Origin of the sequence: Polyangium fumosum (assembly GCF_005144585.1) — a bacterium.
Lineage (GTDB): Bacteria > Myxococcota_A > Polyangia > Polyangiales > Polyangiaceae > Polyangium > Polyangium fumosum.
This window is the reverse complement of the sequence record NZ_SSMQ01000007.1, coordinates 130395-143163: the sequence shown is the minus strand read 5'-3', so window position 1 is coordinate 143163 and position 12769 is coordinate 130395. Positions and strand designations below refer to the sequence as shown.

General features: G+C 68.6%; 6 protein-coding genes. 4 read left to right on the top strand and 2 right to left on the bottom strand.

Going from position 1 to position 12769, the window contains the following annotated elements; genetic code table 11:
* Positions 1–252 precede the first annotated feature (252 nt).
* The 4 genes from E8A74_RS09170 to E8A74_RS09155 all read left to right on the top strand — a co-directional run bounded on the left by E8A74_RS09170 (position 253) and on the right by E8A74_RS09155 (position 11129).
* A complete protein-coding gene (locus E8A74_RS09170; RefSeq protein ID WP_170228988.1) occupies positions 253–5994 on the top strand; it encodes an alpha-2-macroglobulin family protein in 5742 nt (1913 codons plus the stop codon).
* Entirely contained in the window at positions 5991–8429 is a 2439-nt protein-coding gene (gene pbpC, locus E8A74_RS09165; RefSeq protein ID WP_136928572.1) for a penicillin-binding protein 1C, read from the top strand. The genes E8A74_RS09170 and pbpC overlap by 4 nt, the downstream gene beginning before the upstream one ends.
* A gap of 87 nt (positions 8430–8516) precedes the next feature.
* Complete coding sequence (locus E8A74_RS09160; RefSeq protein ID WP_136928571.1) at positions 8517–9797, top strand: AAA family ATPase; 1281 nt, start codon at positions 8517–8519, stop codon at positions 9795–9797.
* A 153-nt stretch (positions 9798–9950) separates the two neighbouring features.
* Positions 9951–11129 carry an oxygenase MpaB family protein gene (locus E8A74_RS09155; protein WP_211365317.1) on the top strand — a complete coding sequence of 393 codons (1179 nt, stop codon included), beginning with the start codon at positions 9951–9953 and terminating at the stop codon, positions 11127–11129.
* Here E8A74_RS09155 and E8A74_RS09150 read toward each other — a convergent pair.
* Entirely contained in the window at positions 11119–11631 is a 513-nt protein-coding gene (locus tag E8A74_RS09150) for an STAS domain-containing protein (protein ID WP_136928569.1), read from the bottom strand. The two genes, E8A74_RS09155 and E8A74_RS09150, sit on opposite strands and share 11 nt — an antisense overlap.
* Before the next feature lie 185 nt (positions 11632–11816).
* Positions 11817–12758 carry an STAS domain-containing protein gene (locus E8A74_RS09145; RefSeq protein ID WP_136928568.1) on the bottom strand — a complete coding sequence of 314 codons (942 nt, stop codon included), beginning with the start codon at positions 12756–12758 and terminating at the stop codon, positions 11817–11819.
* Between the last annotated feature and the right edge of the window lie 11 nt (positions 12759–12769).

The window sequence follows — 12769 nt, the reverse complement described above, 5'->3', positions numbered from 1 at the left end:
GGAATCATGCCCTCGAAGCCTTGCCATTTCTAGACACGAGCAGGCTTTTTGCCATTCTTTGCATGACGCTCTGCGTGGGAAATGGTGGTAGCATCGAACGATGGTGCCTCGCATGCGCGCGCCGTCCCGGTCGGGCCCACCCCGCGGCGTGGTTTCCACACGTCGCGGCACGCCGGACACACATCGGAGTTCGTAACCATGCGTTTTCATTCACCTCTCCGAGCGGCGCAGGGCGTGGAAGGTGCACGGACCATGTCCTCCGCCCGCACCCGTCCCCTCTGGCTCGTCCCGGCCGTCCTGTTTGCCTCCTCGTTTGGCCTCGTTTGCAGCACGCCCTCCGTTCCCACGACCCTGCCCGGACAACCTCCGCCGCCCGTCGTCATCGAGCGGGCCGTGCACAAGGGGGACGAGCCGCTGGTCTTCCCCCCGGCCGTGTCGCGGAAGGATCGCTTGCCGGTGTACGGCGACGAGGTCGACCGCACCTCCACCGACCTCAGCGTCCAGAGCCCGAGCCTCGACGACGACCGAAAATTCTCCTTTCGCGGCACCTCGTTCCGCATCGTCTTCAATCAGCGGGTCGCGCGCCCCGCGCCCGACCCCGCCGCAAAAGGGCCCACGAAGGCCGCAGAGGGCACGATTCGCTTGACGCCGAGCGTGGAGGGCGAGGCGTATTGGCTGAGTGAGACCACGCTCGAATTCGTGGCGAAGCGTCCGTTCGACGCGGAGACCACGTACGGCGTGGAGCTCGGCGAAGTGAAGACGCCCGCGGGCGCCGGCCTGAAGGAGGCCTGGAAAGCGCAATTCAAGGCGACCCCGGGCGTCACGATTGCCGGCAAGGATCTCGGCTACATCCCTGTCGCCGGCCGCCACCGCGTGATTGCGATGCACCCGAATGACGGCCGGGATGTCGGTGCCCGCGAGACGTTCGCGGTTCTTTATGATCAGCCCATCGATCTCGGCCTTGCGCGGAGCCTCGTCACGTTGACCGACGCGGCGACCGAGAGGCCCATCTCCGTCGTGTTCGATCACCCGAAGACGCCGACGTTCCAGGGGATCAAGGTCGATCCGAAGTTCGTCGTGCTCGTCCGCCCCGTCACGCCCGTCGCGGCCGGCACGAAGCTGGCCCTTCACGCGAAGCCGCGGTTCCTGGAAAAATTACACCAGGCGCAGGAGATCGACGTGACCGTCGCCGAGGCGCTCGCCTTTCTGGAGGTGACGTGTGAATGGTACTGGGACGACGACGGGCGGCAGCGGTCGTGCACGTTCCAGGACGGGAAGCTCTACACCGCGGGGCGCGAGATTCGCGTGTCGTTCAATCAGGCGATCGCGACCCCGGACGAGAAACTCGCGGCCCGCGTGCGCGTGAGCCCGGCCGTGCGGAACATGACCGTGCGGAACGAGCGCTGGGACAATGAAATCGTGATCCGCGGCGAGTTCGAACCTTCGAAGTCGTACGAGGTCTCGATCGACGGCCTCGTCGACGATCACGGCAGCCGCCTCGGAAAACCCGTCTCCTTCCGCACGGAGATGGCCCCGATGCCCGCGAGCGTGACGATGGCGGACGGTATGTTGTGGCTCGATCCCGAGACGACGCGCCATTTCGCCGTGACCTCGCGCAACGTCGCCAAAGCCTCGCTCCTCGCCTGGCCCGTCGCGTCCACGGATCGCGCCGCGCAGGAGGCCGCGCTCCGGCGCGTGCGCACGCGGGAGCTGCCCCCCGAGGCGGCGCCCGTGCGGATTTCGATCCCCATCAAGGCTGAACGAAACAAGCTTGTCACGACGCAGCTCGACCTGTCGAAGCACCTCTCGGCGGGGCAAAGTTACGTCACGTCGATCGCGGCCGATGAGATTGCCTTCAACGCGAAGCTCGCGAAGTTTCCGCGGGGGAGCGAGGCGGGCAAGCCCCTCGTCGCGCTGATTCGGCCCGGCGACGAGCGCTCGCTCGCCGTGCATACCCGCGCGACGCCGAATGCGACGATCGTGCAGGTCTCGCGGCTCGCGGGCGGCGCGCCGGTGCAGGGCGCGCTCGTGCGCCTCTCGGGCGACGAGAATTCGGCCGGCGTGACCACGGATGCCTCGGGCATCGCGCTTCTGCCTTTCGACCTGCGCGCGACGGAGCGGCCGTTCCTCGACGTGCGCGCGCAGGACGCGGATTTCATCCTGCCGCTCGACGGCGATGGCATCACGGAGCGGCAAATCTTTCCCGACCTCGCCTCGGGCGAGGGCGCGCCCTCGTCGTTCGGCCGGGCGTTCGTCCTGACGGACCGCGGCATTTATCGGCCCGGATCGAGCGTGTTCGTCAAGGCAACCGTCCGGAAGCCCGACGGGGCCGCGCTCGCGCCCATCGCAGGCGCATCCCTGCGATTGCACGTCGTGGGCCCGACGGGCGACGACGTCTTCCAGCAGACGCTCACGACGAACGACATGGGCAGCCTCTCCACGACGATCACGATTCCGGCCGACGCCAAGATCGGCCGTCACCAGATCCTCCTGGAGCAGCCGGAAAAGGAGGGTGAGCCGCTCGCGCAGACGATCGTGCAGGTCGCTGAATTCGAGCCACCTCGGTTCGTGGTCGACGTCGATGCCGCCGCGGACGCCAAGAATACGATGCGGGCCGAGGTGCGGGCGCGGTATTTGTTTGGCGCGCCGATGGACGGCGCGATCGCCTCGTGGACGGTGCGGCGCGAGGGCGCGCCTTTCCCGGAGGGGCCTTTGACCTCGGCGGGGCTCTCGTTCCGGCGTGCGCCTCGCTGGTACGACGACGAGGAGCAGCCGTGGTCGCGCGCGGGCGAGGGGTCGCTCTCGGCCGATGGAAAGCTCGCGGTCGTGCAGGCGCTCGAAATTGCGTCCGCGCTCGGGCCGCAGAAATTCGTGATCGAGGCGGACGTGACCGACGCCTCGCACCGCCACGTCGCAGGCAGGGGGAGCGTTGTGGTTCATCCGGCCAAACGATATGCCGGGATGAAGCTCCCGCAGACGTGGTATGGGGTGGGCGACGACGTGCCCGTCGAGCTCGGCGTGATCGACCCTGAGGGGCGGCCCGTCGAGGGCGCGACCGTGACGGCGAAGCTCGAGCGGGTCGAGTGGCAATACGCGAGGCGGCGCGGCGCGGGCGGGTCGCTCGAATGGGACTGGACGTCGAAGAAGATCGAGGCCGGTCGCTGCACGGTGACGAGCGGAAAGCAGCCGGTGACGTGCAAGGTGAACATCGGCCGCTCGGGCAGCTACGAGATCACGGCCGAAGTGGACGGCCGGACCGGCGGCGCCATGGGGCTGTGGGCTTATGGAAGCGAGGGCGAGGCGCTGCCGGCGGCCCCGGAGCGGCCCCACGCGCTGGATCTATCGGCCGACAAATCGAAATATGCGCCGGGCGAGACGGCGAAGATCCTCGTGCGCAATCCGTTCCCCGAGGCGACACTCGTGACGACGATCGAGCAGGGCGACCTGCTCGAAAAACGCGCGATGCGGGTCAAGGCGGGCGCGACGGTGATCGACGTGCCGCTCCGGGCCGAGCACGCGCCGTACGTGCACGCGACGGCGACGCTCCTGCCGATCGGCGCGAAGGGCCGCGCGGCCACCGATTACAAGATCGGCGCGGTGCGGCTGCCCGTGTCGATGGCGGGCGCGCGGCTCGAGGTCGCGGCGCGGAGCGACAAACCTTTTTATCGGCCCGGGGACGAGGCCGAGATCGACATCGAGGTCACGGACGGCGGCAAACCCGAGGGCGACGCGGAGGTCGCGCTCGCGGTCGTCGACGAGGGTGTCCTTCGATTGACGGATTTTCACCCGATCGATCCCGCCGCAGCGCTGCGGCCGGGCCGGGGCCTCTCGTTCCGCGTGCGTGATTCGCGCAGCGACCTCGGCGAGCTCTTCGAGCGCAGCCACGTGCCCGGCGACGGCGGCGGCGCGGCGCTCTCGACGATCACCGAGGCGCGGAAGAAATTCGTGGAGACCGCGCTCTTCAAGCCCGACGTGCGCCCGGACGCGCAGGGCAAAGCAAAGGTGCGGTTCAAGCTCCCGGATAACCTCACGGAGTTCCGGATCATGGCGGTCGCGCTCGATCGCGAGGGCAAAGGGGCGAAGTCGGAGGCGAGCTTCCTCGTGAAGAAGCCGGTGATGCTCGTGCCCGTCGTGCCGCGGTTCGCGCGGGTGGGGGATCGATTCGAGGCGGCGACGATGCTGCACAACGAGACGGCGGCCGCGCTCGGCGCGACGGTGCGGCTCGGGGCGCGCTCGCAGACGGTGAACGTGCCGGCGGGCAGCAAGGTGCGCGTGGGATTCTCGCTCGAACCGGCGGCCGCGGGCGCGCTCCCGCTCCTGTTTTCGGCCGAGGACGAGGCGGGCAAGAAGCTCGACGAGGTGGAGGCGAAGCTCGTCGTGGACGAGCCCGGCATCGACGAGCGCCCGCGGCTCGGCGGAGCGTTTGTCCGAAAGGAAGAGGTGCTCCTCGATGTCCCGGCCGGCGTGATCGAGCGGGGCGGGTTTCTCACGGTGAAGGTGGGGGAGCATCTCTGGCCCGAGCTCGGCGCGCGGCTCGAATGGCTGCTCGGGTATCCGCACGGGTGCGTGGAGCAGACGACGTCGAGCACGCTGCCGCTGATCGCGGCGCGCACGATCCTGCCGCGCATCGGCGTCACGCGGCTCTCGGAGGGCGAGCTGCAAAAGCGGATCGCCGCGGGCATGCAGCGGCTCGCGACCATGCGCACGGATTCGGGCGGCCTCGCCTACTGGCCGGGCGGCGACGAGCCGAACGTGTATGGCACGGCCTATGCGATCCGGGCCGTCATCCTGGCGAAGAAGGCCGGAATCAATCCGCCCGCGGGGCTCTTCGAAGGCATGCAGCGGTTCCTCGCGGATCGAATGCTCGACGAGGACACGGCGCCCGAGGTCTCGGCCGCGATTGCGGAGAGCCTCGCCGATGCGGGGGCGCTCGAGCGAAGCGCGGCGGACGCGCTCTTCGATCGGAAGAACGATCAGAGCGTGTTCGGGCTCGGCAGCCTCGCGCTCGCGCTCGCCTCGCTCCCGGAGCAAGAGGATCGCGTGAAGACGCTGCTCGACATGATCGAGGCGAGCTTCGACGAGCGGGGCGCGCTCTCCAACACGAAGCGGATGAACGATTTTTACTATTATGGGTCGCCCGCGCGCTCGCGGGCGCAGGCGGCCATCGCGCTCGCGCGGCTGCGTCGCTCGTCGACGATCTTGCCGCTGCTCCTGCGTGAGATCGCGGCCGACATGGATGACTACACGACGCAGGCGACGGCGTATTCGTTGCTTGCGTTGGGCCAGCACCTCGAAGTGAGCACGGACGACGGCGCGACCGTCCGCGTGAAGCTCGACGGCGAGAGCCTCGCGCCCACGGCGGACCTCGGGTTCGGTAGCAAGGAGTTCGCCATTCCGCTGAGCCGCGTGCGGGGCAAGAAGATGAAGCTCGTGCTGGAGGCCGAGGGGGATCGTTCGGTCGGGTATGCGATGACGTCGGCCTGGCAGCGGGCCATCGCGGCCGCGGATTCGCCGGCCGGGACGCGCGGGGAGAATGGGCCGTCGATCTATCGCGTGATCAGCGATCCGCGCGGCGGGGCCGTGGATCTCTCGAAGGTCAAGGCAGGGGATCTCCTGCGTGTCGCGCTGTATGCGCGTCTGCCGGAGGTGGGCGACGAGCGGCGCGGATATGTCGCGCTCACCGATCGCCTGCCGGCGGGCTTCGAGCCGGTGCAGCCGGATCTCGCCACGGTGGCGAGCGCGCCGGGGATCGACGCGCATCATCCGTTTTATTCCGCGCTCCGCTGGAGCTCGTCCGAGGCGAGCCACATCGAGATGCGCGACGATCGGGTGAACGTGTACTTCGACAAGGTGTGGGGCGATTCGGTTGCCGCGACGTACCTGGTGCGGGCGACGACGCCGGGCGTGTTCGCATTGCCCGCCGCGGCCGGCGAGCTCATGTACGAGCCGGACAGCGTGGGGTACAGCGACGCGGGGCAGGTGACGATCCAATGAAACGTCTTCCCTCGAAGAAGGCCCTGCGGCGGATGGGCATTGCGGCAGGCGTGGTCGCCAGCATCGTGCTCGCGGTGGTGGCGGTCTCGCAGCACGTGCGCGCTGCGGCGGGGGAGCCGTCGGCGCGCCTCGCGGACCACTGGCACGAGGGGCATCGTATCGTCGATCGCGAGGGGCGCTTGCTCCGCGAGATCGGCTCCGAGGCCGAGCAGCGCGGCCGGCCCGTCGCGCTCGATCAAATGGGGGATCGGATCGTGCTCGCGACGCTCGTCAGCGAGGACAAACGGTTCTTCGAGCACGACGGCGTCGACGGTCGGGCGATCGCGAGGGCGATCGGGCAGAATCTGAAGGGGCGGCGTATCGTGTCCGGGGCGAGCACGATCACGCAGCAGCTCGTGAAATTGCTCGACGCCGAGGGAAAACCGGCGCCGCGGACGGTCGAACGCAAGGTCACGGAGGCCGCGCGGGCGCAGAACCTCGAAGAGGCCGTGGACAAACGGACGATCCTCGAAGCGTACATGAATCGCCTCGGGTATGGTCATGGGCTCACGGGGCCGGAGGCGGCGGCGCTTGGATATTTCGGGGTTTCGGCGAAGGATTTGAGCTGGGCGCAGGCCGCGTGGCTCGCGGTCTTGCCGCGCGCGCCGTCGTTCCTCGATTCGTATGATCACCCGGAGCGGGTGCGCCTGCGGCAGCGGGCCTTGCTCGACGATCTGCGCGAGGAGGGCGTGATGACCGAGGCCGATCACGCGCGCGCTGTGGACGAGCCCATGCATGTGCGAAGGAGCCAGCGGCCGTTTTACGCGCCACACTTCGTGGACGCGGTCGTGCGTGAGGTGTCGCGGCCCGGCGAGCGGGGGCATGGGGTCACGAGGACGACGCTCGACCTCGTTTTGCAGGAGGATGCCGAGGGGCTCGTGCGCACACACCTTGCGGCGCTCGCGTCGCTCGGGGCGAAAAATGCGGCGGTGATCGTGGTCGATAACGAGCACGGGGAGGTGCTCGCCTGGGTCGGGAGTGGTTCGTACTGGGACGCTTCGATCGCGGGGCAGGTGGATATGGTGCGGGCCCGTCGGCAGCCGGGGTCGACGCTGAAGCCGTTCGTGTATGCGCTCGCGTTCGCGGACGGGCATTCGGCGGCCGAGCCGCTGGCGGACGTGCCGACGCGATTCTCGGAGCAGGGCGGCACGTACGCGCCGGGCAATTTCGACGGGACGTTCGAGGGGCCCATCAGCGCGCGCGAGGCGCTCGCGGGGAGCTTGAACGTGCCCGCGGTGCGGCTCGCAGCCGAGGTGGGCGAAGGGCGGCTGCTCGAATCGCTGAAGAGCCTCGGGTTCGTGAGCCTCGATCGGGAGGCGCGGCATTATGGTTTGTCGCTCGCGCTCGGGACGGGCGAGGTGACGTTGCGCGAGCTCGCCGGCGCGTACGTGGCGCTCGCGCGCGGTGGAGAGCGGACGCCCCTTCGTATCGTGGCGGGCGAGGAGGCGGCGGGGGAGCCTTCGCGCGTGATGGATGCGGCGGTGGCATCGCTCGTGACGGAGTCGCTCTCGGATCCGCTGGCGCGCGTGCGGGGCTTGCACGGGCGCGAGCCGTTTGATCTCGGGTTTCCGGTGGCCGTGAAGACGGGGACGAGCTCGGGGCACCGCGATACGTGGTGTGTCGGGTATACCCACGAGCGGACGGTCGCGGTGTGGATCGGCAATGCCGACGGGGCGCCGACGCAAAAGCTCACCGGCGCGAGCGGCGCGGGGCCGCTCTTCGCGGACGTAATGCGGCGGGCCATGGAGAACGTGCCTTCCCGCGCGCCGTTATGGGACGAGGCGCACCTCGAATCCGTCGAGGTTTGTCCCCTTACGGGCAAGCTCGCCGGGCCGGCCTGCGTGGATCATGCGTCGCGGCATTTCATTCGCGGAAAGACGCCGAAGGAGCCGTGTGATTGGCACGTGCGCGCGAGCGCGCGGGAGGGCGCACGGGGAGGCGAGGCGCCGTTTGCCTGCGATTCGCAGGGGAGCCGGTCGATCGTGGTGTTGCCGGAGGCGTACGAAGGGTTTCTCGCGGCGCTGCCGCTCGGCGCGCCGGGGCGTGATCCTTTGGGTTTGCCCTGGCTCGTGCGATCGAGCGTGCCCGGCTGTGGCGACGTGACGCACGTGGAGCAGGCGCTGCGAATCGACGGGCCCGCGGCGGGCAGCGTGTTCGTGTACGGGGAGGAGGGCGATGCGCAGGTAATCGTGCTCTCAGCGTCGGCGGTGGGCGGTCCCGTGGAGCGGCGCGTCAGCGAGGTCGAGTTCGTGGTGGATGGAGAGGTCGTGGGGCGATCGCGCTGGCCGTTCCGGACGCGGTATCACGCGGCGCGGGGGGATCACGAGCTCGTGGTGCGGCCCGCCGATCCGCGCCTCGCCGTGCGTACGGCGAAAACGAGCTTCAGCGTGCGTTAGGCCAATACGACGTTTGACAGGTCGGGGGAAGCGGCCCTAGCATGCGTGGCGGAGGGGGGCCGGTCGCCGGCTCTCGCGGACCTCGGGATGATCACACGCATCGAGATCGACGGATTCAAGTCGCTGCGCGCGTTCTCGCTCGATCTCGAGCCGCTCACCGCGATCGTCGGGCCGAACGGGGCAGGGAAGTCGAATCTGTTCGACGCGCTCGCGTTGCTCGCGAAGGTGGCGGAGACGAACCTCGTCACCGCGTTCAAGGGTGGACGCGGACGTATTCGGGATCAGTTTGCGCGCACGCCCGAAGGCGTGGAGCGCTCGATGCGTTTTGCCGCGGAGCTGCTGCTCTTGCCCGGGTCGTCGCGTCACGACCTCGTGCAGTCGCGCGTGCGGTACGAGGTGGAGATCGAGCGGACGCTGGAGCGCGGCGGGCTCGACGGCCTCGTGATCACGCGCGAGCGGCTCCTGCCGCTCAAGCGCGGCGCGGACACGTGGATCGATCATCACCCGCATTGGGGACCGCTCGCGCGATACGGGACGCCGGAGCTCGGCGTCGAGCTCGAAGGCGCCCCGGGGCCGGAGCGGATCGTGCGGATCGCGCCGGGCGACGGCGGGCCGTCGTTATCGGTGGATATCGGGCGGGATCGCAGCTTGCTTTCGCTTCCCTATGCGCTCGTGACGCCGCTCGTCGAGGCGACGAGCCGCGAGCTCCGGGCCTTTCGGCTGCTGCACATCGAGCCGCACCGGCTCACGCAGCCGAGCGATCGAGCGGCCGGGACGTTGCTGGCGGAGGATGGATCGAACCTGCCGACCGTGCTCGCCGCGCTCGGTCCCGAGACACGCGCGCTGATTCGAAAGGACATGGAGACGCTGCTGCCCGGGTTTCGTGGCTTCGAGGTGACGCCCTTCGAGGACGAGCTCCGGCTGGAGGCCGATTTCATGGATACGAAGCGGCTGCCGGCGCGGCTGCTCTCGGACGGGATGCTCCGGCTGCTCGCGCTCTTCACGTTGCTCCGATCGGCGCGGCGAGGCGCGATCGCCGCGATCGAGGAGCCCGAGAACGGCGTGTATCCCGGGAGGCTGCGGGCGCTCGTGGATTCGCTGCTTTCGGCGACGTCGCCGACGCTCGGGGAAGCGACGGCCGTGCCGCAGGTGCTCTTGTCGACGCATTCGACGGCGATCATCGCGGCGCTGCGCGGGCTGCCCAGGGCGATCGTGTTCGCGGATCTCGTGCGCGGGCGTGACGGGCTGCGCTCGACGCGGATGCGGCACGTGGTATCGGAGGGCGAGAACGAGAGCGGCGCGGTCCCGAGCGTCTCCTCGGGAGAGATGATGCGGTTGCTCGAATCCTCCCGGCCCTGGGACGACTGAGGTATCCTGCGGACCACGCCGAGCTCGATCGAGGTCGAGGGTGTGCGCACGAAAGGGACCAGGATGGGCGAAGCAGCGTGTTTCAGGTCGGGTTCGGTGGAGGATCGGATTCCGACCGAGTTCCGCTACTGGGACAACATGAAGGACGCTCGCATGCAGAAGCGTCGGAAGCAGCTCCGGAGGCTGGTCGGCTTCGATCCGGTGCTGCCCGACGAGCTCGTGCGGACGTTCGCGCATTGCTATTACGACGCGGATCCCGTGGCCGAGGCGTTCGTCGAGGACGTCTACCTCGCGCGGGGGCAAGGGGCCGGGCGCGCGCTCGTGGATCGAGCCCTCGAATCGGGCGTGGCGTCGATCGAGGATGCGCCGGCGTCGCTGCGGGCGCTTTTCGCGGAGGTGGAGACGCCGCCGCAATGGCTCGATTGGGACAAGGTCGAGCTCGGCGCGCGGGTTTGGCGGCGGCACGGGACGCACATGTTCAGCTTCGCGGGCGCGGTGACGCTCGACGCGTACCAGGAGTGCTCGGTCGTGAAGCCGCTCGCGTTCACCGGCGCTTATACGGGGGAATCGGCGCAACGGCGATTTCTGGAGACGGCCGCGTTCTGGATCGACGTGTCGGAACCGGGGGCCCTCCGGCCGGGCGGGCAGGGGAGAAAGACGGCGCTGCGCGTCCGGTTGATGCACGTGTTCGTGCGAAAGCGGCTCCTTCGTCATCCGGCGTGGGACCTCGACGCCTGGGGCGTGCCGATCAGCCAGGGGGACGCGTTGATCACGCTCATGGCCGGCAGCGTGGGCGCGCTCGCGCTGAAGAAGCTCGGGTATCGCACGAGCCGCGAGGAGATCGAGGCGCTGATGCATTTCTGGCGGTACGTGGGCCATTTGATGGGCGTGCAGCCCCGATGGTATCCGCCGACGTACGAGGACGGCGTGCGCCTCATGTTCACCGCGCTCTCGAAGGGAGCGAAGAAGGCGGGGGAGGACGGCGTGGATCTGGCGCGCTCGTACGTGCAATCGTACGCGCCGCGCGAGGGGGATTCGCCGCTCGTGGCCTTGCGCAAGCGGCTCGAATACCACCTCGAGCTCGGGTATACGAAGTTTTTCTTGTCCCCGCATTCGTTCCGCGCGTTTGGATTGCCGGATCCAGGGATCTGGAAGCTTCACCCGTTCGCGCAGTTCCCGGTCGTCTTCGCGCTGGAGACCGTGCGGAGGCACGTGGACGTGGTCGACGAATGGGCGGATGTGCTCGCGCGGTGGCGCGCACGGCAATGGCTCGACACGCACCTCGGGCCGCGGCGCGCGGAGTACAAGGCGGTCGAGTCGTTCACGCGTTGAGGCGGCTGGGGCGGCGACGCCCCGCCTGTCCGAAAGCGTGGCCGAGCGCGGCGCTCAGCGTGGCGAACGTGGAGAGGTTCGCCACGTCGATCCCGAGCGAGACGATGATCGAGGCCACCCGGGGCGAGATGCCGGAGACGAGGCAATGGCTGCCGAGCATCGTGGCGGCTCGGACCATGCGCATGAGGTGTTCCAGCGTGGCCGCGTCGACGTCTTCGAGGCCCGTCAAATCGAGGACGGTGACGCGGACGGCCACGTTCGGAGAGACGTACTCGACGGGCCAGCCCTCCGTGGCGCGCCAGCGGAAGACGACGACCGGGCCTATGGAGAAGAGGAGGCGCTCCTCCAGGCGTGTGCTCAGGCTGCCGATGGCGTGATTGAGGTTCCGTTCGATGTCGCCGAGCGGACCATCGTCGATATCTTCAAGGAAGTCGGGCAACTCCTCGTTCGCGAGGCGTGCCAGGGACGTGGAGATTCGACGCAGTCTCTCGGCTTGATCCATGGGGGGTCCTTCGGCTTCGAGCACCCCCCGAGGCTTCTCCCCCTGAATGAAAACAACTTCAGTTTACCCAGGCGTGCTTCCGTCGACAAGGGTTTACGTGCGTCGCGCACGCACGCGAATTCGGATGATGATGGAATTCGCACGCGACGGTGAGACGCTATGCGGATTTTGCGCTGTGCGCTCTTCTACGGGCCGGCGCGGCGGAGATTTCTGTGCCGGAGGGCGTGGCCGAGCGCGGCGCTCAGCGTGGCAAACGTTTGTAATTTCGTGACGTCCACGCCGAGCGACACGATGGCCGCTGCGACCCGGGACGAAATGCCCGAGATGAGGCACCGGCTCCCGAGGAGCTCGGCGGCGCGGACCATTTGAACGATGTGCTCGAGCGTGGCCGCGTCGACGTCGTCGAGGCCCGTCAAGTCGATGACGCTGACCTTGATTGCGCCGTGCGTGATCGACTGGAGCAAGGTCTCGGTCATGTGCGCGGCGCGGGCCTCGTCGAGGGCGCCGATCACGGGCATCGCCAGGACGCCGTCCCATACCTGCAGGACGGGGCTTGCGAGCCTGCGGAGGGCCGATTCGTTCTGCTGGAGGCGGATGGATTGCTCGATGTGATCGGTGCTGTCGAAGATGTAGCCGAAATAATGGGTGACCTCCCGCGTCCAGGGGTCGCGCTGGATGACTGCGGTATCGGAGACCCAGATCGTCCGGCCGTCGCGCTTGCGGATGCGATAAGGCGATTGGGTGAACCATTCGACGCGGCTCGCCTCGAAGGACCGGAGCTCTTCGGTGATGCGCTGGACGTCCTCGGGGACGATGAGGTCGGACAGGGTGCGCGAAAAGGAGAGGAATTCCTCGGCGGGATATCCAGTCAGATCGAGGACGTTTGGCGAGACGTACTCGACCGGCCAGCCGGGCTCGGCGCGCCAGCGAAAGACGACGACAGGGCCGACGCGGAAGATCAGGCGCTCTTCGAGGCGCGCAGAGAGGCTCGTGACGGCGCGATTGACCTCACGTTCGATGTCGCCGAGCGGTCCGTCTTCGATGACCTCGATGAGCGGGGGGACCTCTTCGTCCACGAGGCGCGCCAGCGTGTCGGTGATGCGGCGCATGCGTGCGGCGTGATCCATCGCGACGCACC